This is a genomic window from Mucilaginibacter rivuli (assembly GCF_019391655.1).
GTDB lineage: Bacteria > Bacteroidota > Bacteroidia > Sphingobacteriales > Sphingobacteriaceae > Mucilaginibacter > Mucilaginibacter rivuli.
Genome location: NZ_JAHXPQ010000003.1, coordinates 249,498 through 273,240, shown reverse-complemented (window position 1 = coordinate 273,240; position 23,743 = coordinate 249,498). Strand labels below are relative to the sequence as shown.

Sequence of the window (23,743 nt, the reverse complement as noted above, 5' to 3'; positions counted from 1 at the left end):
CCGGGGGCGACTGTCAATATGGAAACCTGATACCTGCTTATGCTATCCGGGCTTGTGCGGATATGATTTAGACCATCTTAAATCAAACAACAAGAAATACAATACTTCCCCTGATTAACGTGGTTAGCGCAGACCCGGATAATCCCGGGGTGGCCATTACAATGCTTTCTCTACCTACCAATAATAAATAAACCAAAAATGAAAAGAAAAACACTTCAACTAACCATGTGTATGATGGGCTTATTTTGCGCATGCAGTAAACCATCAACCGTTCAAAATCAAACTACATCCAAAGCTGGCCTGGCTGAAAAAAACCTGACATCGTCATTTGCTTTAGGCAGCGTTACCACTATTGTTCACCCCGGAATGCTGCATTCGGCGGCAGATTTTACCCGTATGACGACCAATGTAAATGCAGGGACACAACCCTGGCTTGATGGTTGGAACAAACTGGTTGCTAACGGGCACTCTTCGGCCACTTATGTAGCACGGCCGGTAGATACTATTGTTCGGGGGGCGGCTGCCAGTGGCAGGGCCGAAAATTATATATTAGCATGCCAGGATGCCGCGGCAGCCTATCAAAACGCGCTGCGCTGGAAGATAAAGGGCGATGCCGCCTGCGGTGCAAACGCGGTTGCTATTATGAATGCATGGGCTGTAAAATGTAAATATATTGACGGCGATAGTAACAAAGACCTGGCAGCAGGCCTGCAAGGTTACCAATGGGCAAACGCCGCCGAAATAATGCGTAGCTATAGCGGCTGGTCGGCATCAAGCTTTACGGCCTTTAAAAACTTTTTGCTCAATGTTTATTACCCGGTATCGAGCGATTTCCTGGCCCGGCACAACAATACCTGCGGAACGCATTATTGGTTAAACTGGGACATGTCAAACCTGTGTACCGTATTGGCCATCGGCATCCTTTGCGATGATATCAGTAAGGTTAATTACGCTATAGATTACTATCAGCATAGTGGTGTTGGTACTGCTTATATAGGAAGGGTAACTTCGGCAACCTATTCAAACGGCATGGATCAGGGCCAGGAATCCGGGAGAGACCAGGGGCACGCTACCATGGAGGTACCGCTTTTTGGTACTTTTTGCCAGATGTTGTATAACCAGGGGCAAAACTTTTTCGACTACAACCCCTGGAGCCATGTTAACCCGCCACTTTTAGGCGTAAGCGAATATATAGCGGCTTATAATATCAATACAACCAACACGGTTCCATACACCACGTATAACAATTGCGAAAACTCCAATCAAACTGTTATTTCGAGTGCGAGCCGCGGCACCATCCGCCCGGGTTGGGAACTGGTTTACAACTACTATGTTAAGGTGAAAGGAAAAACGGCTACCTATACTACCCAATTTGCAACGGCTGTTCGCCCCGAAGGTGGTGGTGGTGATTACGGTACCAACAGCGGTAGCTATGATCAATTGGGTTTCGGTACCTTAACTTTCACACGTTAATAAATATATTAATTGAGGTAGAGAAAGACATTTAACAAACAAATAGTGAACCGGTTTGCATTCCGGTTCACTATTTGTTTTTAAAGGCCATGCTCTTTAAATTATTTAGTTATCTATAAATTGCTTTTTAAGCTTGCTAAACCGATTAAGTTTATTTAGTTTTGATACGAAGTTTGAAAAACCAATTGAGTGCATCTTAATAAATCCCATTTATTAAATACCGTCTATTTTGAATTGAATAATGCAAAACACCAGGCTAAACCTTGCGGTTTTTTTTACCGCTGCTTTACTGCTTACAACATTAATGGCCAATGCTGCGGTTTGGCAATGGTCGGTATTGGTTAAAAACGCGAAAGATAATAATGGCCAGGCGCGCGCTTATTTATGGATACCACCGAACTGTAAAAAAGTAAAGGCGGTAATATTTGCTCAAAATAACATGGAAGAGCAATCGATATTAGAAGATGCAAAGTTTAGAGACGAGATGGGCAAACTTGATATTGCCGAAGTGTGGGTAAGCCCGGGCTATGATATTTTATTCCATTTTGACCAGGGAGCAGGAAATACTTTTAACGATATCATGAACAGCCTTGCAGATGTTTCAGGATATAGCGAACTGAAGTATGCGCCGTTTATAGGTATGGGGCACTCGGCAGCGGCCAGCGCACCGTATTATATGGCAGCCTGGAACCCCCAGCGTAGCCTGGCCGCCATTTCAGTTAGCGGGCAGTGGCCGTATTTTAGGAATGCCGCTTTTGCGCCTGATATTTGGGGCGACCGCAATATTGATAGCATACCCTGCCTTGAAACCATGGGCGAATACGAAGCGGCAAACACATGGTCGGCCGAGGGCTTAAAAGAGCGCCAACAGCACCCCCTGATCCCCATGAGTATGCTGGCTATGCCCGCTCAGGGGCATTTTGCAGCCACAGCCCAAAAGATAAGCTACATAGCGCTGTACATTAAAAAGGTAATGCAATACAGGTTGCCTAAAAATACGCCGGATAATAAAGCGCCCCAGCTGATCCCCATAGATCCTTCAAGAACAGGTTGGCTGGCTGATAAATGGCGTTATAATCAGGCGCCAACAGCCCTTGCTGCACCCCTTAATGAATATAAAGGCGACAAGACACAAGCGTTTTGGTATTTTGATAAAGAGATAGCCGACGCGACCACATTTTATGAATCGGAGCATCGTAATAAAAAAGCGCAATTGATAGGTTACCTACAGGATGGAAAAATGGTGGCGCAACGTAATACGCACCAGCAGGTAAATTTAAAGTTTGAACCGGAAGCCGATGGCATTACTTTTAAGCTGCACAACGCTTTTTATGATACTGTACCGGGCGGCAGCCCAAGGTTAGCTGTGTGGGCAGGCGTACAGGTAGGGGCAAAGCTTGGTCATGCTAAAGGGGCAATCAACATTGAACGGATAATCGGGCCGGTTATTAAATTAAACGATTCTACTTTCCGGGTACACCCGCAAATAGGTTATTGGCAAAGCCCGCATAGTTATGAGTTATGGTTTGCGGCTACCAATGCAGGCGATGACGTTTATAAACCCGCGGTACAACAGGCGCAAATGCTGATACCGCCGCGTAATACGCAGGGTAGGGAGCAGCATATTACTTTTGCTGCTGTAGCAGATCAGAAAGCCGGGGCAAAAGGAATAAGACTCAACGCTACATCGGATGCAGGTGTACCGGTAGGTTTCTACATACAGGATGGTCCGGCAGAAATTGAGGGCGACCATATTAACCTCAGCGCCATACCGCCGCGCAGTCATTATCCCGTAAAGGTAACCGTGGTAGCCTGGCAGTATGGTAACAGTAACGAGCCCAAACTGCAAACGGCAGAACAGGTGGAACGTATTTTTTGGATCAGTAAATAATATGGCACGCAAACTACTGCTCTGTTTATTGATTAATTTGCTGATGCTGAGCGCCAAAGCACAGTATGATAAGCCTCAATGCCATGTATACCAATACGCGGTTAAGGTTGGTACCCGCACAGCTTATTTGTGGATACCGCCAAAGTGCGGGCATATTAAAGGTGTTATTGTTTCGCTCGCCAATTTGTTGGAACGCAATTGGCTTGAAGAGCCGCTTATCCGCCAAACGGCAGCAGATATTGGTTTAGGTATTATTTGGATAGGGGCGGCACAGCGCGGCGATCAAACCCTTACCACAGATATGAAGCCCGGCATGGAGCAGGTGTTTCAACAAATGCTGGACGACCTTGCAGCGCAATCTGGCTATGTTGAGTTAAAAACCGCTCCTGTTATACCAATGGGCCATTCGGCAAACGGCCATTTTGCCTGGACCTTTGCCAATGCCTTTCCCAACCGTACCATAGCCTGCATACCTGTAAAAACGGTACCCCTGCCCGATACCTTGCTGTTTAAAAATATCCCGCTTTGTTACGTGGTTGCCCAAACTACCGAGTGGCCCCAATACCGCGTACCCGACCCGGCAACCAAACCCGGCGACCGCGATTTTTACTGGCCCGTAGTACGCCAAACAGCATTAAGGCTGCGTGCCAAAAGCGGCGATAATTTGATTGCTGTGGTAACAGACCCCGGCGGTGGCCATTTTGACTGGAACGAGAACCTGGCCAGGTTTATTACCCTGTTTATTACCAAGGCTTGTAAATACCGTTTGCCGGATGATGGCAGGGGTAAGCTAAGGCCCCTAACCCAACAAAGCGGATGGCTTACCGATACAAAAGGGATGGAAAAAGACGAATTTGCACCTGCGCCTTTTGCTTTGTTTAAAGGCCATGCGGCAAACAGCTATTGGTTTTTTGATAAAGAAACCGCGCAGGCCGCCACCGCATTTGAAGGCGACCGCATTGATCGGAAAAAACAAATGCCAACCTTTGTGCAGGATGGCAAGGCACAGGGCGTAGCCAAATTAGGTTATGCCGCGTTAAAGTTTCAGCCGGATACGGATGGGCTATCATTTAGCTTAAAAGGCGATTTTTTAACCGAACTGCCCCCCGAACTTATTGGCGCCGGAACCAAATTGGGGCATACCGTTGCGCCCATCAAATTCAGGGTAATAACAGGGCCTGCTATACAAACCGGCCCAAACTTATTTAAACTGCAGTTTGACCGCGCGGGCATGGGCGGCGAGTTGTGGTTGCAAGAGGATGCAGCCGCTGATAAGCAATACCGGCATGCCACACAACCGGGCATGATACGTATACCGGCAAGGTTAACCAACGGAAGGCCACAGGCCATAACTTTTGATAAACTACCTGATGTTAAGCGGAATACAACCCATTTTCGGTTAAAGGGCAGGGCCGACTCAGGCTTACCCGTTAGTTATTATGTGGTGGCCGGACCGGCCTACATAGCAAATGGTGTGCTTTATTTTACGCCGGTACCCATAAAAAGTGAGTATCCCGTAAAGGTTACTGTTGTCTGTTACCAGTGGGGCAGAAGCATACAGCCTTTGTACCGGTCGGCAGAGCCGGTTGAGCGATCATTTTACCTGCTCAAATAATAACCGGTTGTTATTTTACTAAACAGGGTTAGGTAGGTACTTAATCGGTTTTGTTGTAAAGCTGAGGGATTTTTTAATTGTTTTAAGTGATTTTTTTAATAAACAGCTTTATAGTTTACTATAATTTGAAAACTTTTTTAATACTTGCTAAACCGATTTAGGATTGATATTTTTGATATTTATGCTATATTCATATCAAACCTGTACCAAACAAAATACCATATTTTTTACCATGCGAAGACTGATACCCGTTACCTTATTGCTGGCTTTAAGCAGTGTATGCCCGCGTGCTTATGGCCAACAGCAATTTAATGCCGCCGGGGCAATAAACTATTGTGCGGGGCAGGCCGTTAAAACGTTGAAAGTTATACCTGCCGACTCGGCAAACCTGCCGCGCAATATTGATAACGGTAAAACCAACTGGCGCTTTATAAAATACCGCGATTGGTGCAGTGGCTTTTGGCCGGGCGTTTTGTGGTATTTGTATGAGGGTACAGGCAAGGCGCAATTTAAAACTGAAGCCGAAAAATTCACGAAGGAGCTAACTCCATTATCATACACACCGGGCTTTGACCACGACCTGGGTTTCCAGGTGCATAACAGTTTTGGCAATGGCTACCGGTTAACCGGTAATGCGGCTTATAAGCCCGTTATTTTGCGTGCCGCAGATTCGTTGGCTACTTTATTTAACCCCAGGGTTGGCACCATATTATCCTGGCCGTCCATGGTAAAAATTAAGGGCTGGCCGCATAACACCATTATCGATAATATGATAAACCTGGAAATGCTGTTTTGGGCATCAAAAAACGGGGGAGGTAAAAAGCTGTACGATATGGCTGTAAAACATGCCGAAACAACAATGCATAACCATTTCAGGGCCGATTACTCAGCTTACCATGTAGTAGTTTACGATACCCTTACCGGGAAGAAAATTAAAGGTGTAACGCACCAGGGTTATGCTGATAACTCGATGTGGGCCCGGGGGCAATCATGGGCCATATATGGTTTTACCATGTGCTATCGTGAAACAAAAAGGGCCGCGTTTTTAAACTTTGCGCAAAAGGTTGCCGATGTGTATTTAAAGCGCCTTCCGGCCGATGGGATACCATATTGGGATTTTGATGCACCCGATATCCCCAATGCACCCAAAGATGCTTCGGCGGCTTGTGTTACCGCATCGGCCTTGTTAGAGCTTTCAACCTTTGTGCATGATAAGGTTAAAGCCAAAACCTATCGCCACAAGGCCGAACAAATGCTGGCAATGTTATCGTTGGCCAAATACCAGAGCCGCGATGTGAACGATGCTTTTTTACTCCACTCCACAGGCCATAAGCCTAATGGAACGGAAATTGATGCATCCATTATATACGCCGACTATTATTACCTGGAGGCGCTGCTGCGGCTTAAAAGATTACAACAAGGGCAAAGTTTGTATGCACGTTTAACCCATCCCGTAAAATGAATACCCATTACACTACGATGAAAAAGTTGTTTTTTTGTTTGTTAATGCTGACCGGGTACGTGTTTGCCGGATACGCACAAAACATAGTGCCCGGGAGCATGGTAACACAATTATCGCCCGATAAAAACATCAGCATTACATTTTACCAGAAAGAAGCAGCGGGCAGTAAACGTACCATGTACTACACGGTGAGCTATAAAGGCAAAGCGGTAATTAACGAGTCGGTGATGGACCTGCAACTGGATAATCACTTATCCGAAAGCGCGATGGCGCTTCAGGTGGACGGGCACGGGGATTGGTGCGAAAACCTGAAGGTTACCGGTATTAAAACTTCGCAAAAAGATACCAGCTGGAAACCCGTGTACGGCGAACAGAGTGATATCCCCGATCATTATAACGCCGTTACCGTGGAGCTGGTTAAAGATGATAACCCCATCTACAAAATGAATGTAGAGATACGCGCCTATAACGAAGGGGTGGCTTTCCGGTATTTTTTCCCACTGAACGAAAAGGGTACCTATTACCGCATTATGGCCGAGAATACTACGTTCAGTTTACCCGCTGATACCAAAGCATGGGTAGCATATTGGGCGCAGGCACCGTATCAAAAACTACCTTTAAATAACTGGAAATGGGAAAGCGAACGCCCTTTGACGCTCGAGCTACCCAATGGCTTATACGCCTGCCTGGCCGAAGCTCAAATGGTTGATTATGCCCGCACCAAGTTTAAACTGAGTACCGCGCAGCCTAATACCATTGTTACCTCCATGTTTACCCCGGCCGACCTGATATCGCCTTTCGGGACGCCGTGGCGCGTGGTGATGGTGGCCGAAAAGCCCGGCGACCTGGTACAAAACGATGCGCTGATCTTAAACCTGAACCAGGCCAACGCCATAAAAAATACCACCTGGATAAAACCGGGCAAACAAATGCGCGTAATGGCGCAAACTACAGCCGATGCCAAAGCGAACATTGATTTTGCCGTACAGCATAATTTGCAATATGTGCTGTTTGATTGGAAATGGTATGGCCCGGCATTCGAGTTTACATCTGATGCGAGTAAGGTAGCCATTGCCGACCTGGACATGCCGGGCATTATCCAATACGGTAAAGAGCGCGGCGTAGGCGTATGGCTATACGTTAACCAGCAGGCCGCTTTAATGCAAAGCGATAGTTTGTTTGCTATTTACCATAAATGGGGCATAAAAGGGGTTAAGATAGGTTTTGTGCAGGTTGGATCGCATAGGTGGACAACCTGGCTGGAGAAAACGATACAGCAGGCCGCGGCCAACCAAATTATGCTGGATATACACGACGACTGGCGCCCCACCGGCGAGCAGCGCACCTGGCCTAATTTGTTATCGGCAGAGGGTATTCGCGGCAACGAAGAAATGGCCGATGCTACGCATAACACCATATTGCCTTTTACCCGTTGCATAGCCGGAACTGCTGATTATACCATTTGCTATTTTGATAAGCGCATAAAAACCACGCATGCACACCAACTGGCGCTGGCGGCTATTTATTACAGTGGCCTGCAAACACTGTATTGGTATGACAGGCCCGCCTTTGCCCATAACGAGCCCGAACTGGAGTTTTGGGATAAGATACCTGCAACATGGGACGAGACCAAAGTTATACAAGGCATACCGGGCCAATACATTACTACCGCGCGCCGCAGCGGCACCGATTGGTTTATAGGCACCATTACAAACAACGATGCCCGCAGCCTGAAACTCAACTTTAACTTTTTGCCCAAAGGCGAAAACTATATGGCCAGCATTTACTCGGACGATGCCGCGGTGCAGACGGCTACTCACGTTAAGGTGGAGCGGGTGAAGGTGAACGCGGCAACAATCATCAACATAAATTTAATTAAATCAGGCGGACAGGCTATTTGGCTTAATCGTTTAAGTAAGTAATATACTACCTGTATAGGGAAACATTTTTTTATTTTAATAAATCGGTTTAGCTTTGGATAGTCCCAATATAGCCGAAAGCAATATGAAAGGACAACATGAATAATAATAAATATATCATTAGCGCGGATATCGGCGGATCGCATATTACGGCAGCTATAGTAGACCTGACCAATAAGTGTATAGTAGAAAACACCCGTACACGGTTAAGTGTGGATTCGGGCGGTACCTGGGCCGATATTTTAGGTACCTGGGCCGATGCGTTAGAGCGAACGCTGGTTAAATTTGACGCTCCGGTTGATATGATAGCCATGGCGATGCCTGGTCCGTTCGATTATAAAAACGGGATATCATGGATACGAGGGCTTGATAAGTATGAGGCTATTTACGGCTTAAACATTAAGCAATATCTGGCAACAGAGTTAAATATAGAACTGGAAAATATCCTTTTCAGAAATGATGCAGAGTCTTTTTTGCACGGCGAAGTTTTTGCGGGAGCAGGGCTGGGTTTTAAAAAGATAATAGGTATTACGCTGGGCACGGGCCTGGGTTCGGCATGCAGTAAAGATGGGATAACCGTTGATGCCAACCGCGGCAGCTTTAAGTTTGGGGATACCATTGCCGATGATTATATGACCACGCGCTGGTTTTTAAAACGCTACCGCCAGTTAACAGGCTTAACTGTGCAAAATGTTAAGGAGCTTGCCGCAATGGCCGATACGAATGCCGATGTGCAGCAGGTTTTTAAAGAATTTACCGGTAACATGGTATTGTTCTTAAAAGATTTTATTAACGAAGAGAAGCCCGAGTTGCTTGTTATAGGCGGAAATATAGCCAAAGCATCAAGGCTGTTTTTGCCGGCGCTTAAATTTGAGCTGGCGGCGTATTTTGATTATATAGATATAAAAATTGCTGAGCTTGGAGAAGACTCGTCAATTATGGGCGCCGCCGCTGCATTTGATACTGTAGCATTGCCCGGCAATTAATATAAACCAATTAAAACCAATTTAACCTTGTACCATGTCGCAAAAAGCCGCTTTTACCGAGAAGAGATTTATTGTTACGTTTATTTTTGTCACGTCGTTGTTTTTAATGTGGGGCTTACTCCATTCAATGAGCGATGTGCTGAATAAGCATTTTCAAACTGTATTAAACCTATCCATTTCGCAATCCGGGCTTATCCAGTTCTCTGTATTTGGCGCTTATTTTATTATGAGTATTCCGGCAGGGATATTTATGAAGAAATACGGTTACAAACCCGGCGTAATTTTGGGCCTTTGTTTATTTGCAATAGGCCTGTTTTTATTCGTTCCGGCAGCTAACGCGGCTTCATTCACATTTTTCAGGATAGCCCTGTTCATCGTCGGTTGCGGTATGGCAACGCTCGAAACCGTTGCCCACCCCTTTGCGGCAGCCTTAGGTGATCAGCGCAGCAGCGACCTGCGTGTAAATTTTTCGCAAACGTTTAATGCGGTTGGTACCATAATAGGCCCATTTATTGGTGGCTTTTTTCTTTTAAGCGGCGATGTCGTAAAATCTACCGACCTAACTTCGGTAAAGACGTTATATGTGGCAATCGGTATTGTAGTGTTATTAATAGCCGTTGCATTTATGTTTTTAAAAATACCGACATTAATTGATCCGCATGCCGCCGCACCAACTGATGATATTGAGGCGGTTAACGTAGATGTTGAACCTTCAAAAAAATTGTACCAGCACAGCCATTTTGTATGGGCTTGTGTGGCACAGTTTTTTAATGTTGCCGCACAGGCAGGCACCTGGGCCTATTTTATTAATTATGGCGCCAGTATTATGCATTTCAGCGATGCCAAAGCGGCTTATTTTATGAGCCTTTTTATGGGTATGATGCTGTTGGGCCGTATTGTAGGCACATCGCTTATGACCGTTATGGCACCTAATAAGTTGCTGGCTACCTTTGCCATTTGTAATATACTGATGTGTGTTATTGTAGCGCAGCAATGGGGCTGGCCATCATACATCGCCTTGCTCATGATCAACTTTTTCTTTAGTATCATGTTCCCCACCATTTTTAGTTTAGGACTTAAAAATTTGGGTAGCCACACACAACAGGCATCATCATTTATCGCGATGGGCGTAGTTGGAGGGGCAATATTTCCATTTATTATGGGTAAGGTTGCTGAACAGAGTGTGGCACAGGCTTATTATTTACCTATTGTTTGTTATGTAGTGATCTTCCTTTTCGGATATAAATTTTATAAGGTAAAGCATTAATGCCAATGAGCGTTAAACATGGTATAAGTTTTGACAACGTATTGCTGTGATATATAAATAAATTATATATTAGAGGGCTATAGGATAATTTTAATAGTTTTATGATTAACTAAGATTGGTTACCGGGGATGAAAAAAAAGATAACTATTGGCGATATAGCAAGCGAACTGGGTATTTCTAAAACAACAGTTTCATTTGTGTTGAACGGCAAGGCTCGCGAGAACCATATTAGCATAGCCCTCGAAAAAAAGATACTGAAGCATATTGAAAAGGTGGGCTACCGGCCAAACCAGTTTGCGCAAAGTTTGCGTACCGGCAAAACCAAGATCATCGGAATGCTGATCGAAGATATTTCAGACCCGTTTTTTGCATCGATAGCCCGTATTGTTGAAGAGATTGCCTACAGCAAGGGTTATAAAATATTTTATAGCAGCACCGAAAACGACCCGCAAAAAACACGCGATCTGTTGCAGGTATTCCGTACCAGGCAGGTTGACGGCTATATTATAGCCCCGCCGCCCGGAATAGAAAAGGAACTAAAGGAATTGGTTGGCGATGGCTACCCTGTAGTAGTGTTTGACCGTACCCTGCCAGGTTTTAAAGGAGATAACGTAGTTGCCGATAACTACCAGGGTGCTTTTACAGCCGTACAGCATTTTATTGATAACGGCTACCGGCGCATAGCCATGATAACCCTCAACTCGGATCAGGTGCAGATGATGGAGCGCCAGAAAGGGTATAACGATGCTATAAAAGCAACAGGCCAGCTACCGATCATAAAAAAAGTGGCTTATCATGACGATAAGGAACACAGCATACAAGAGATACAGGATTTTATTGCCGGGCACCGCGATATTGATGCCGTATTTTTTGCAACCAATTACATTGCCGATAACGGTCTGGAAGCCATACGGAACCTTGACCTTAACATCCCGCAGGAGCTTGGCGTTATTGTTTTTGACGATTATAACCTGTTCAGGCTGTTTACCCCCTCTATTACTGCCATATCGCAGCCCATTAAAGAGATGGCCGAGCATGTGATCAATTTGATGCTCGAGCGCCTGTCTGATCATGCAGAGCAAACCGAGGTGCGCAGTTTTGTTTTACCAAGTACATTAATGGTGCGTAACTCATCATTGCCCAAAAAACGTGTTGAGTTTGTACCCGAAGAGCGGGTAGGGGGCATCATCCAAAAGCCCATCCGCAAGTAGATCCTTTATTCCACTACATTCTTTTATACTTGAAATGCTTTGAACCGGCTTACTAAACATTTAGTAAGTTTTCGGTATATCAAACGTGCATTTTTACGTATAAAAGTTTCATTTTTTTTAAAGCTTTATTACTATTTCGATATTTACTAAACCGTTTTAGTAAACTTTTTATAAAAAAGATTAATGGGGCGCCATATTTGCTTTTTTATTTTGGTAAACCGATTTAGTATGCCTATATTTGACATAACCAATTATTCAGCGCGGCTCCAAACTGCACTAAATACATTATTAACCTTTTGTTTTATTCAACCTAAATTGCATTGATTATGAATGAAAATTCTACAAAAATCCCGGTGGAAAAACTTACGCCTGTTGATGTAGGTGTTTTTCGCCGGCAAGGTGGCCTTAAACTCTTAAGTGTTTGCTTTGGCATTTTTTTAACGCTGTGTTGTTCGTTCGTTTCGGCACAGCAGGTAAAAATTACCGGCACAGTATCTGATAATAATGAAACCCTCACAGGTGTAACAGTAAAAGTAAAAGGTACCGTAATTGCGGTAACTACCGATGTGAATGGAAAATACACCATACTGGCACCGGGCCCGCAATCGGTATTGGTTTTTAGCTTTATAGGTTACATACCTAAAGAGGTTACCGTTGGCGCACAGCGGCTGATAGATGTAACCTTACTGTCAAGTCAGTCACAGCTTAATGAAGTTGTAGTAATTGGCTATGGCACTGTTAGAAAGCCCGATGCAACAGGCTCTGTTGCTGTGGTGAGGATGAATGAGATAAATAAAGCTCCTGTTACTTCAATAGATCAGGCCTTAGCAGGCCGTATAGCTGGTGTACAGGTAACATCGCCCGATGGGCAGCCGGGCTCAGCGCCGGATATTACGGTGCGTGGTACGGGCTCTATAACCAACAGCTCAGCTCCATTATACGTTGTTGATGGTTTCCCGCAGGAGGGTAATCCATTTAGCTTTTTAAACGCGCAGGATGTTGAAAGCGTTACCGTATTAAAAGATGCCTCGTCAACCGCTATATACGGCGCCAGGGGCTCTAATGGCGTAGTTGTTATTACCACCAAAAGAGGAAACGAAGGAACTCCTAAAATTAATTATAACGCCTTTTACGGTGTGCAAAGCATTGCCAAACAAACGGCGGTAATGAGCCCTTATGATTTTGTAAGGCTACAGCTTGATATAAATCCGCAAAATGCCAACGCACTTTATTTGGGTAATGGTCGCAGTCTTGATTTCTACCGCACGGCGCCTTACATCAACTGGCAGGACAAAGTGTTCCAGGATGCGCCTTTTATGAACCATAGCATCAGCGTGGCAGGTAAATCGGGCAAAACCAACTATTATTTATCAGGCAGTTATGTTGATCAGAAAGGTTTAATGGTGGCCAGTGGCTTTAATCGCTATCAGGGGCGCATATCGCTCGATCAGGAAGTAGTGAAGAATTTTAAGATCGGGATAACCGCTAATTACGGGTATACAAAGTCATACGGTAATATTCCAAGTACGCAAAGTCAGGGTATTAGTGGCGCCCCCGGTACACAAAACAATCCCCAGTTCAATTTAATGTTTGGTATATGGGGCTTCCGCCCGGTAAATGGCGGCGATCTGAGCGTTTTGGAAAATACACTGTATGATGCCGAGGGCAGTACCGGTGCATCGGGCGTGTTAGACAGGATGAACCCGTACATTCTGGCCATCAATACACTTAATAATACCATCAATACCAACCTGAACACCAATACCTATGCCGAGTTTACCTTTCTCAAAAAATTTGTGTTGCGTAGTACGGCGGGTATAAATATAACAACCAATTACAACGAGTTTTTTAATAACTCACAAACGCGTGCGGGTAGCCCTTTAACCAGTCAGGGTAATCAAAATGGCTTAAGCGGCGGAATAAGTAACTCCAATAATCCCAGCTTTTTGAATGAAAATACAATTACATATAATACCACTATCCGTAAAATTCATCATATCAACGCCCTTGTTGGTTTTACCGATCAAACTACTTCATCGCGTTCAAACTCCTTAAATGCTATCAAAGTGCCTAATGAAGCCTTAGGGGTAAGCGGTATTGACGAAGGTGTGCTGAATGGTATTGGTGTAAATACATCAACCAATACACAAGTCGCTTTTTTAGGCAGGATAAATTATGATTATAAATCTAAATATCTGTTAACAGCATCTATGCGTGCCGATGGGTCTTCTAAGTTTTATACTGGCAACAAATGGGGTTATTTTCCAACAGCGGCCCTGGCCTGGAAAATATCAGAAGAGCCTTTTATGCAAAAGTTGACCGCTTTAAACAACACAAAGCTGCGTGTTAGCTACGGTTTAACAGGCAATAACCGTGTGGGCGATTTTGCTTATACATCGCCAATAGCGGTAAGTAATGCTAATAGTGCGTCAATTCGTTACTCGTATGGTAATACCATTGTTTCGGGTGCTATACCTACAGCTATTTTTAACCCCGATTTGAAATGGGAAACCGGTGCGCAACTGGATGTAGGCTTTGAAACCGGTATTTTAAAAGACAGGTTTAATGTAGAGCTCGACTACTATCGCCGCCGTACCGGCAACCTGTTATTACAGGCCAATTTACCTAACAGTATAGGTTACTCATCCGAAATAACGAATGTTGGCGATATACAAAATGAGGGTATCGAGGTATCATTAAGCAGTACCAATATCCGCACTAAAAACTTTATGTGGACATCAAACTTCAACATTTCGTTTAACCGTAATAAAGTGTTATCGTTGTCGCAGGGGGGGATTACCCGTTTAGATGCCAGTGCCAGCCAAACATTTGGCTCCGATTATCAGAATCAGCCATCATATATTGCCAAGGTAGGCCAACCGGTAGCATTAATTTATGGTTATGTAGCCGATGGTCTGTACCGCCTTGCCGATTTTGATAAAATTACAAACGGAACCTCAATAACTTATCGCTTAAAGCCCGGTATTCCTTACTACGGCGGTAACCCTGCTACCGTACAGCCCGGCGATTTAAAAGTAAAAGACCTGAATAACGATGGCGTTACCAACGACCAGGACTATGCCACCATTGGCAATCCTATGCCCATTCACTATGGCGGATTTTCTAACAACTTTACCTATAAAGGTTTCGATCTGAACGTGTTTATGCAATGGTCATACGGGAACCAGATATTAAACGGCAATAAAGCGCTGTTTGATGGCGGTACAACCGGCGATACCCGTAACATGAACCAAAACTTTTTTGCCGAATATGCCGACTACTGGACACCGGCAAACGATGGTGCGCAATACCAGCGCCCGCTTGCCAATGCCACTAACGTGCGTACCATATCGTCACGGTTGGTTGAAGATGGCTCATACCTGCGGTTAAAAACCATCCAGGTGGGTTATAATTTCCCTAAGGTGATCTTAAACAAGATCAAAATATCAAACCTGAGAATATTTGCATCAGGGCAAAACCTGTATACATGGACCAATTATTCGGGCCAGGATCCGGAAGTTTCGACAAAGAGTTCGCCAACTACGCCGGGTTTCGACTACTCGCCGTATCCAAGGGCGCGCGTGTTTGTTTTTGGGGCAAATATTACTTTATAACATTTAAAAAGATTACGACCATGAAACGTATAACTATAGCATTACTCATCCTCACCTTTTTGGTACCCATGAGTTCGTGCAAAAAATATTTAGAGACCAAGCCGAGTGATTATGCCATTACCAGCGAATATTATAGCAGTAAGCAGGAAGTGGATTATGCTTTAGCAGGTATTTACCAGGTGTTGCGAACCAGCAATATGTGTTTAAATTACATACGCGAAGCAAATGCCGCTACCGACGAAAGTTATTTCAGGAACGGTAATGTCCAGGTAGGCCCGGCATCATACACCAATGTATCTACCAACGGTATCAGTACTAACTTTTGGAACAGTTGCTACCAGGGTATCAATTATTGCAATACCTTTTTGGATAACATTAAAAACTCCGAAAATAAAGGCATTGACCCGGTATACCTCACCAACTCAAAAGGCGAAGCGCTTTTTTTACGGGGATACTATTATTTTATGCTGGCACAATGGTTTGGCGGTGTGCCATTGCATTTAAACGCGGCAGTTTCTATAAATGATGGGCAATTGGCAAGGGCTACATTACAGCAAACTTACGATCAGATCATCAGCGATATGACAACTGCCGAGGGGATGCTGCAAAATCAAACCTTCGCTACATTTGGCTACTCCGAAAAAGTAACTGTTGAAGCCGTACAGGGTATTTTAGCACGTGTATGCCTCCATGCCGCCGGTGCACCTTTAAACGATACCAAACGCTATACCGATGCTTTGAGCTGGGCCAATAAAGTTATTGCAGCGGGTAAACATTCGCTGGTGCCAAGCTTTACCTCATTATGGACGGATGAAGCTAAAAACAGGTATAATAACGAAACCATCTGGGAGGTTGGCTTTACTGTTGCCGGTACCGCCAATGCACAAAACTTAGGCGGCCCGGTGGGTGTTACAGCCGGGGTGCCTCAAACAGGCTCATTCACCACGCCCTTTATAGCTACCGATAGCGGTTACTGCGAAGGCTTAATAGCCTTGCACCCACGCTTATACAAAGCGTATGCCCCCGGCGATCTGCGCCGCGACAGAACCATAGGTAAATACGTTTATACCGTAACTACTACAACCATTGGTAAAACATACCTTAACGAGTTTCAGGTATGGGAAAGGTATCCCGCAAAATGGAGAAGGGAAGAAGAAGACCCCATCAGTAAAACGGTACGTAACAACTCGCAACAAAACTGGCCGCTGCTACGCTATGCCGATGTGCTGCTGATGGCCGCCGAAGCCGAAAATGAGATAAGCGGCCCAAGTGCCACCATATACAACAACATTAACCTGGTGCGCCGCAGGGCATATAACACCACCAACTATGTTGAAACCATTAATTTTACTAACGCGCCAACTACAAACTACAATACTGTACCCCCGGTTACCATTACTGGTGGGGGCGGTACAGGTGCAACCGCGCTTGCGTTTTTAACAAGCAGCCAGATATCATCCGTCACCGTTATAACAGCTGGTACAGGCTACACCTCGGCACCCACAGTTACCATTGGTTTGCCATGGGGTGCAGGCGTATTATACGCCGTTAACGACCAGGTGTTTATCTCGGGCCGTGCATACCGTGTTACCACCGCCGGGGTATCAACAGCAACCGCGCCAACAAATACATCGGGTGCAAGCACGGCAGCTACTACAGGGGCAGTTTTTACCTATGCAGGCGTACCGGCTACAGCCACGGCGGTATTGTCAAACCATTTATCAGCTATTGATCTAACTCCCGGTTTAGGCCAGGTGGCAATGCGCCAGGCTATCCAGGATGAGCGTTACCGCGAGTTTGCCTTTGAGTGCTTACGTTACCAGGATCTGGTGCGCTGGGGGATATTATATTCCACAGTAAAAAGCCTGGCTAACGATATAGGCGGCACTACTCCGGGTATCCCTGCGGCACCTGCGGCAACGGTATCGGCGGCAATTATACCGGTAAATAACATTACGCCAACACAAATATTATGGCCTATACCGGCGCTCGAAACCATTTATAATAAACTGATAGTGCAAAACCCGGGGTATTAACCAACAGAGATTTACTTCTTAAAGATCAGGAAAATGAAAAAATATAACATATTACTGCTTTGTTTTATAGCCTTTGGCTTATATGCATGCAACAAGTTAACATTAACTACACCGGCTTTTGACGTAACGGTTAATAAAACAACTTTTAAAGTTGGCGATAGCGTGGTGTTTGTTCTTTCGGGTAACCCCGATAACATCGGTTTCTACTCGGGCGAGGTAGGCCATATTTACGATTACAAAAACCGCACTTCGGTAACGGGTGCATTAAACCAATTATCGTTTTCAACAGCTACGGCTAACCTTGCGGCCGGCAATACCGGCCAAACAGGTAACCTTAAGCTATTGGTTTCGTCAAATTTTACCGGGCAGGTAGATTCGCTCCATATCCGCCAGGCCACCTGGACAGATGTTACCAACCGTGCAACCATAGCAACCAATGCAACGGCAACCAGCTCCGGCACGGTAAACCTGTCCGATTTTCAACAAGCAGGAGATTCACTATATGTGGCGTTTAAATACCTGAGTAACACCTCTTCAACCGCTGCAAGGGCAAGGCAATACACGGTTAGCGCTTTTGTGTTTCAAAACACATTTCCCGATGGTACCATTTATGTACACAATACCATTAATACCGATGTGCGCTTTGCTGGTTTTGCCGCTACAAGCTTTAAAGGTACTTCCGTAAAAGATTCGTTAAAATGGGCCATAGGCTCAACACTGGCCTTTGCGCAGGGCGTAGATAATTTGAGCGATGAAGATTGGGCCATTACCAAAAAATTCAGGCTTTCGGCTATCCCACCGGATGTGGCAGTAGGTATAAAGAACAATCAGGTAGTATTGCCGCAATATGTTTACAAGTACACCAAACCCGGTACTTATACGGTAACCTTTGTTGGCAATAATGTTACCGGCGATGGCATAAGCGCAGTTACTAAAACGCTCACCATAACGGTTACGCCATAGCTGCCTGTTTAACTTATTTTAAATTTAGACGAACCTGAACATGAAAAAAATAGCCTTACTTATTTTAGTTATCTTTTCTATTGCCTCCTGCAAAAAGGATAACGCTAAAATGACCCCGATCATATCATTTGTTGCTAATGCAAAAACCATTGGCGACCCGGTTTATACCTTGCCGCCGCCTTTAAGTACTGGCATAGGGGCATTTACTTATACAAGCAGCAACCCTGCCGTTGCCACCATCAGCGGCGACCAGGTAACCATTGTTGGCGTTGGTAACACTACCATAACCGCTACCCAGGCCGCCGATGATAATTATGAGGGCGCTACCGTGAGCGCTAATTTACAGGTAGTGCCCGTGGGTACTTTTGTAACCGGGCAAAGCTATCAGGGCGGTATAATATTTTATATAAACGGTACCGGCCAGCACGGTTTTATGGTATCGCCGGCAGATCTGTCTACCTCGGTACCATGGGTGCCAACGGTTACAAGTTTGGCGCCAACCAACGCTACATCGTTCGCTATCGGATCGGGTGCTGCCAATACAGCCAAAATTTTTAATATTTTGGGTAATACCGGTACATATGCAGCTAAGCTTTGCACAGATTACAGGGGCGGTGGCTTTAGCGACTGGTTTTTACCATCAATAGCCGAACTTGCCTTTGTACGTTATAATAAAGATTTGATAGGCGGTATCTCCAATACGGATTACTGGACATCAAATGAGATTGCTGCATCGCCCACAGCACCCAACGCGCTATATTTGTCGATGGCGCTGCCTTTGGGTACTGCGTTTTTAGGCACAGCTTCGAACGGAACAGTGATAGCCATACAGGGTACAACATCGGCCAGTACGGTAACTTATTATACGTTTAGCAAGGCTTATACGTTTTCGGTAAGGGCGGTAAGGGCATTTTAATAATATCTTAATAAAGGCATCTCAATTATAAAGGTGCCTTTAAATTTAATTTTATGAGGAAATTTTTATGCTGCCTTTACCTTATTGCGGCCTGTATAACAAGGGTTAATGCACAGGTAAATAAGGTTGATGAGATAAGATCGCCGGATGGCAAAACAGTTTTGCAAATTGGTAAAGATAAAAGCAACCAGCTTTACTATCAGTTGGCTTATCGCGATAAGCAGGTAACCAATTGGTCGGTAATGGGGCTTAAAGTTAATGGTGCTAACCTGGGCGATTCGGTAACCATCATCAGCACCAATAAAGATAAGCACCGCGAAACATTTGCCTGGCCTTTAGGCGAAACAAAAACGGTAGAAAACAATTACCAGCAACTTACCCTAAGCTGTAAAAGCGGCAGCTTTAGTTTTGATGTAATTACCAGGTTGTTTGATGGTGCACTGGCATTCAGGTACGTGGTTAATAAAACCCCGGGCCAACACAGCATTATTAATCACGAAAACACACAATACAACCTGACAGACGATTACACCGTTTACCAATATCATGAGGAGTCGGTATTTAGTAAACTACAGCTTAACGCGATGGCCGGCACTTGCGATTTCCCGGCAACACTGGCTAAACCGGGTAAGCTGTACCTAAGCATTGGCGAAGCCGATAACCGCAGCTATACCAAATGTGTTTTGGTTAAGGGCGGCCAGCCCAACAGCCTTGCACTTAGTTTTTACATCGATACGCTATACCGTAACCACCAGGTTTCGGCTATTAAGAAAGACAGCCTGATACAATTTACAGGGAGTTTTAAAACACCATGGCGCACCATTAGTTGCGCCGAAAACGCAATAGGCCTGCACGATAACAGTCAACTGTACATCAAACTGACAGAGCCGTTAAGCGATTATGATCCCACGAAAGTGAAGCCCGGTAAAGTAGTACGGGTTGAACTGACAACAGCCGCGGCCTTACAGGGTATTGATTTTGCGGCCAAACATAACTTTAGCTATATACTGGTAGATGCAGGCTGGTACGGTGCCGAGTTTCGCACCACATCCGACCCGACAAAACCTATCGATGGCTTTGATGTACAAAAAATTACCGCATACGGTAAGCAAAAAGGTATAGGCGTTATTTTGTATGTTAATTATGTGGGTTTAAGGCAAAAGCTGGATACCATACTGCCGTTATATAAAAGCTGGGGTGTTGCCGGTTTAAAATTTGGTTTTGTTGATGGCGGTACACAAAAAGGCCTCTCGTGGTTGGATACTGCCATGAAAAAAGTTAACGATTACGGCTTCATCCTTAACGTTCACGATCATTATAAGCCAACCGGGCTGAGCCGCCGTTACCCATTCCAGGTATCGCAGGAGGGTATTCGCGGGGATGAGAATAGTCCGGATGCTTTCCATACCATGGTATTGCCATATACCCGCTTTTTAGCCGGCGCCGCCGATTTTACTTTTTGCTACCCTAACAGCCGGGCCAATTTTGCCAAAAACTTAAAAGTGAGCAAAGGCCAGCAACTGGCACTTTCGGTAGTGTATTTTAGCCCGCTGCCATCTATATTCTGGTATGGCAAACCCGCCGATTATACTAACGAAAAGGAAATAGAGTTTTTTAATTACCTGCCCACCGTATGGGACGACAGCCGTTACCTTGCCGGTGATATAGGCGAAAATATAAGCGTTGCCCGTAAAAACAATAACGTTTGGTACATTGGCAGCGCTACAGGTTACAGCGATTGGAAAACAACGCTTAAACTGGATTTTTTGGATGCCGGTAAAACTTACGAAGCCACTGTTTATGAGGACGATGGTGATAAAGGAATAAACATACACACCATTAAATTAAAAAAGGGGAGCAGCCTGCCAATAACCATTACCGCAACAGGCGGACAAGCCATCATTATCAGGCCGGTATAAACTTAAAACGATACACGATAATTCACATGAAAACCACATTACGATTAATATTAATATGCTTATTTGCCTTATCTGCAGGTAAAACACAAGCGCAAACATTTGTGCACCCCGGTGTACTGCATACCCAAAGGGATTTTGATTACCTGTACAATGTAGTACAACAAAAAACTGAACCGGCGTATAGCTCTTATTTGTTGTTAAAGGATAACCTCCGTGCCTCGGCCAATTATAAAATGAATGGTCCATACAAGATCATTTCGCGCGATGGTCAATATTCCTGGACAAAAACTAAAATGGAAACCGACTTTAGTGCCGCCTATTTGAATGCAATTATGTGGATGGTAACCAAAGATGCCGCCCATGCAAAAAAATCAGTACAGATATTGGAGGCTTATGCCGATTCGTTGACCACCATACCTGCAACCAACGATGCGCCCTTGCTTGCCGGGCTGGAAGGGTTTAAAATTGTTTATGCCGCCGAGGTGCTCAAATATACTTATAAGGAAATGACGCCCGTACAACTGGCAAAGATCACCAAAATGATAACCGGTGTTTTTTTGCCTGTTATTGACAATTTTTATAAAACCTGGGCATACACTAATGGTAACTGGGGGAGTATCAATACTAAAACTTATATGGCTGCCGCTATATTTTTAGATAACCGCGAGATGTATAAAAAGGCCGTTGATTTTTATTTAAATGGCAATGATAACGGAAGTATTAAGAACTACGTTAGCGGAACTACCGGGCAGATACAAGAGAGCGGCCGCGACCAGGGACATAGCCAATTAGGGTTAGGTGCTTTAGCTACCGTTTGCGAGGAAGCCTGGAAACAAGGCGATGACCTTTATTCGGCATTAGATAACCGCCTGTTAAAGGGTTTTGAATACGTGGCACGATATAACTTAGGCGATGATACCGTGCCTTTTACCACCTGGAAAGATGTAACCAATAAATACAGCGAGTGGACAACGATCTCTACCATTGGGCGTGGTAAGTTTATCCCGGTTTATGAGATGGTTTATCATCATTATGTTACCCGCAAGGGGCTTAAAATGCCTTATGTACAAAAAGTGATCGAAAAAATACGCCCCGAGGATTTTGATCGCGATCAGCCGGCATTCGGTACTTTTTTGTTTTCGGGGCAGTAAATGTAAAGCGGCGAAAGGGAGAACGTATTTAAAGTTTATCATCCCATTAACAACCCGGATTGTGGTAGCGATACTGTTTGGATGGCAAAGTATGTTCCTGAATAGTTTCCTTACAAAAAAGGCTTTGATCTTTAAGATCAAAGCCTTTTTATATAAGATACATTGTATTAAAAGCTGAAAGTTCCGGACACCAGATTAAGGTGATACTCGTCGTCATCGCTAAGCAGGTGCGAAAAATTACCCAATATCGGCTTAACGGAAGATATGATAACTGCTCCAACCATAGGCAGGGGATGGCTGCTGTGCGAAGGGTAAAATAGGATATTCGGATCTTTTGACCGGGCAGATTCGGCAACAAAATGGCCTGCCCTGATGGTAACGAATTTGATGATCAGTTTTTCGCCGGTTTCGAAAATAAAGGTTATGCTTGTGTGGCTGGCGTGCATTACGTTTGTAGATAGTTTTATGCTGTGGCCACGATGGTCGATTAAAGTAAACTTACAAAATGGCTGCACTTTAACTTGCGCAGGTGCAACGGTGGCGCGGGCAGCATTAAAACTAACAAGCGAAGCGGCCATGCAAACCAACAATACCAGGTTAACAATCAGTGAAATCTTTTTCATAGTATAAACTTAAGCTTATTTAATTATAAAAAACTATTATTTAAGGGTTATACTATTTCCACTCTACTTTATCGCTCAAGGGTGTAGTGCGTTTGCCTGCAATTGCTTTATCGCTGTACCCAAGGTAAATAATACCCATCACCTGGTCCTGCTCGCGTAAAGCTAAATGTTGTTTAAGTGCTTCAGAGTAAGTCATGCCGCCCGTGCCCCAGTACGATGCTATGCCTGCTGCTGTGGCACCAAGCAAAATGTTTTGCATGGCACATGCTGTGGCCGATATTTCTTCGATAACAGGTATCTTAGGCAAATCGCCACGTTTCATAATGGCAATGATAACATGCGAAGCCTTGTCGCCCATGTAATAAAGTTTATCGTAAGTAAGCTGCATAAATTTATCGGCAGGGGTATTGGCTTTGTACAACTCGGCATGTTGGTGGCAAAAAATCTGCGGGTCGCTATAAACAACAAAACGCCAGGGCTCAGTATTGGCATGTGTAGGCGCCCAGTCGGCAAGTTCTAACAGTGAGCTTACTTGCTGGTCACTTATCTTTTTACCATTCATTTCGGGCGGTTTGGTAGTTCGCCTGGTTTTAATAACGGAAGTTACAATAGGGAATATATCTGCGATCATGCTTGTGTAATTGCCCAAAGATAACAATAGCCATAAATATAAAACTAAAAAAGCCCCGCAATAGTG

At 44.7% G+C, this 23,743-nt stretch carries 16 protein-coding genes; 14 read left to right on the top strand and 2 right to left on the bottom strand.

Going from position 1 to position 23,743, the window contains the following annotated elements:
* Positions 1–198: 198 nt before the first annotated feature.
* The 14 genes from KXQ82_RS08465 (at position 199) to KXQ82_RS08400 (ending at position 22,423) form a co-directional block, all read left to right on the top strand.
* Positions 199–1,473 (top strand): alginate lyase family protein, encoded by a 1,275-nt coding sequence (locus KXQ82_RS08465; protein ID WP_219487749.1) that lies wholly within the window; start codon positions 199–201, stop codon positions 1,471–1,473.
* Positions 1,474–1,714: 241 nt separating this feature from the next.
* Positions 1,715–3,364, top strand: a complete 1,650-nt coding sequence (locus KXQ82_RS08460) for a hypothetical protein (RefSeq protein ID WP_219487748.1) — start codon at positions 1,715–1,717, stop codon at positions 3,362–3,364.
* A 1-nt stretch (position 3,365) separates the two neighbouring features.
* A complete protein-coding gene (locus KXQ82_RS08455) occupies positions 3,366–4,979 on the top strand; it encodes an alpha/beta hydrolase family protein (protein ID WP_219487747.1) in 1,614 nt (537 codons plus the stop codon).
* Between the two features lie 232 nt (positions 4,980–5,211).
* The gene (locus tag KXQ82_RS08450) at positions 5,212–6,441 is read left to right on the top strand and encodes a glycoside hydrolase family 88 protein (RefSeq protein ID WP_219487746.1); all 1,230 of its coding nucleotides are present in this window, start codon (positions 5,212–5,214) and stop codon (positions 6,439–6,441) included.
* Positions 6,438–8,363 carry a glycoside hydrolase family 97 protein gene (locus KXQ82_RS08445; protein ID WP_255563537.1) on the top strand — a complete coding sequence of 642 codons (1,926 nt, stop codon included), beginning with the start codon at positions 6,438–6,440 and terminating at the stop codon, positions 8,361–8,363. Before KXQ82_RS08450 ends, KXQ82_RS08445 begins: the two co-directional genes overlap by 4 nt.
* A gap of 95 nt (positions 8,364–8,458) precedes the next feature.
* Positions 8,459–9,346 (top strand): ROK family protein, encoded by an 888-nt coding sequence (locus tag KXQ82_RS08440; RefSeq protein ID WP_219487745.1) that lies wholly within the window; start codon positions 8,459–8,461, stop codon positions 9,344–9,346.
* Between the two features lie 34 nt (positions 9,347–9,380).
* The gene (gene fucP, locus KXQ82_RS08435) at positions 9,381–10,613 is read left to right on the top strand and encodes an L-fucose:H+ symporter permease (protein WP_219487744.1); all 1,233 of its coding nucleotides are present in this window, start codon (positions 9,381–9,383) and stop codon (positions 10,611–10,613) included.
* A gap of 128 nt (positions 10,614–10,741) precedes the next feature.
* Positions 10,742–11,824 (top strand): LacI family DNA-binding transcriptional regulator, encoded by a 1,083-nt coding sequence (locus KXQ82_RS08430; RefSeq protein WP_219487743.1) that lies wholly within the window; start codon positions 10,742–10,744, stop codon positions 11,822–11,824.
* Between the two features lie 326 nt (positions 11,825–12,150).
* Entirely contained in the window at positions 12,151–15,438 is a 3,288-nt protein-coding gene (locus KXQ82_RS08425; RefSeq protein WP_219487742.1) for a SusC/RagA family TonB-linked outer membrane protein, read from the top strand.
* A gap of 20 nt (positions 15,439–15,458) precedes the next feature.
* Positions 15,459–17,474 carry a RagB/SusD family nutrient uptake outer membrane protein gene (locus tag KXQ82_RS08420; RefSeq protein ID WP_219487741.1) on the top strand — a complete coding sequence of 672 codons (2,016 nt, stop codon included), beginning with the start codon at positions 15,459–15,461 and terminating at the stop codon, positions 17,472–17,474.
* Positions 17,475–17,507: 33 nt separating this feature from the next.
* Entirely contained in the window at positions 17,508–18,437 is a 930-nt protein-coding gene (locus KXQ82_RS08415) for a DUF5017 domain-containing protein (RefSeq protein WP_219487740.1), read from the top strand.
* 40 nt (positions 18,438–18,477) lie between these two features.
* A complete protein-coding gene (locus tag KXQ82_RS08410; RefSeq protein WP_219487739.1) occupies positions 18,478–19,353 on the top strand; it encodes an immunoglobulin-like domain-containing protein in 876 nt (291 codons plus the stop codon).
* Between the two features lie 53 nt (positions 19,354–19,406).
* Positions 19,407–21,272 carry a glycoside hydrolase family 97 protein gene (locus KXQ82_RS08405; RefSeq protein WP_219487738.1) on the top strand — a complete coding sequence of 622 codons (1,866 nt, stop codon included), beginning with the start codon at positions 19,407–19,409 and terminating at the stop codon, positions 21,270–21,272.
* 26 nt (positions 21,273–21,298) lie between these two features.
* Positions 21,299–22,423 (top strand): alginate lyase family protein, encoded by a 1,125-nt coding sequence (locus KXQ82_RS08400; RefSeq protein WP_219487737.1) that lies wholly within the window; start codon positions 21,299–21,301, stop codon positions 22,421–22,423.
* Positions 22,424–22,590: 167 nt separating this feature from the next.
* Here KXQ82_RS08400 and KXQ82_RS08395 read toward each other — a convergent pair whose 3' ends face one another.
* Positions 22,591–23,046, bottom strand: coding sequence for a hypothetical protein (locus tag KXQ82_RS08395; RefSeq protein WP_219487736.1), 456 nt, complete (start codon positions 23,044–23,046; stop codon positions 22,591–22,593).
* Between the two features lie 52 nt (positions 23,047–23,098).
* Positions 23,099–23,677 carry a nitroreductase family protein gene (locus KXQ82_RS08390; protein ID WP_255563534.1) on the bottom strand — a complete coding sequence of 193 codons (579 nt, stop codon included), beginning with the start codon at positions 23,675–23,677 and terminating at the stop codon, positions 23,099–23,101.
* Between the last annotated feature and the right edge of the window lie 66 nt (positions 23,678–23,743).

What these genes read in the sequence shown, in the direction of transcription:
- KXQ82_RS08465 (WP_219487749.1), top strand. Translation starts at nt 199, where the DNA reads ATGAAAAGAAAAACACTTCAACTAACCATGTGTATGATGGGCTTATTT.
- KXQ82_RS08460 (WP_219487748.1), top strand. Translation starts at nt 1,715, where the DNA reads ATGCAAAACACCAGGCTAAACCTTGCGGTTTTTTTTACCGCTGCTTTA.
- KXQ82_RS08455 (WP_219487747.1), top strand. Translation starts at nt 3,366, where the DNA reads ATGGCACGCAAACTACTGCTCTGTTTATTGATTAATTTGCTGATGCTG.
- KXQ82_RS08450 (WP_219487746.1), top strand. Translation starts at nt 5,212, where the DNA reads ATGCGAAGACTGATACCCGTTACCTTATTGCTGGCTTTAAGCAGTGTA.
- KXQ82_RS08445 (WP_255563537.1), top strand. Translation starts at nt 6,438, where the DNA reads ATGAATACCCATTACACTACGATGAAAAAGTTGTTTTTTTGTTTGTTA.
- KXQ82_RS08440 (WP_219487745.1), top strand. Translation starts at nt 8,459, where the DNA reads ATGAATAATAATAAATATATCATTAGCGCGGATATCGGCGGATCGCAT.
- fucP (WP_219487744.1), top strand. Translation starts at nt 9,381, where the DNA reads ATGTCGCAAAAAGCCGCTTTTACCGAGAAGAGATTTATTGTTACGTTT.
- KXQ82_RS08430 (WP_219487743.1), top strand. Translation starts at nt 10,742, where the DNA reads ATGAAAAAAAAGATAACTATTGGCGATATAGCAAGCGAACTGGGTATT.
- KXQ82_RS08425 (WP_219487742.1), top strand. Translation starts at nt 12,151, where the DNA reads ATGAATGAAAATTCTACAAAAATCCCGGTGGAAAAACTTACGCCTGTT.
- KXQ82_RS08420 (WP_219487741.1), top strand. Translation starts at nt 15,459, where the DNA reads ATGAAACGTATAACTATAGCATTACTCATCCTCACCTTTTTGGTACCC.
- KXQ82_RS08415 (WP_219487740.1), top strand. Translation starts at nt 17,508, where the DNA reads ATGAAAAAATATAACATATTACTGCTTTGTTTTATAGCCTTTGGCTTA.
- KXQ82_RS08410 (WP_219487739.1), top strand. Translation starts at nt 18,478, where the DNA reads ATGAAAAAAATAGCCTTACTTATTTTAGTTATCTTTTCTATTGCCTCC.
- KXQ82_RS08405 (WP_219487738.1), top strand. Translation starts at nt 19,407, where the DNA reads ATGAGGAAATTTTTATGCTGCCTTTACCTTATTGCGGCCTGTATAACA.
- KXQ82_RS08400 (WP_219487737.1), top strand. Translation starts at nt 21,299, where the DNA reads ATGAAAACCACATTACGATTAATATTAATATGCTTATTTGCCTTATCT.
- KXQ82_RS08395 (WP_219487736.1), bottom strand. Translation starts at nt 23,046, where the DNA reads ATGAAAAAGATTTCACTGATTGTTAACCTGGTATTGTTGGTTTGCATG.
- KXQ82_RS08390 (WP_255563534.1), bottom strand. Translation starts at nt 23,677, where the DNA reads ATGATCGCAGATATATTCCCTATTGTAACTTCCGTTATTAAAACCAGG.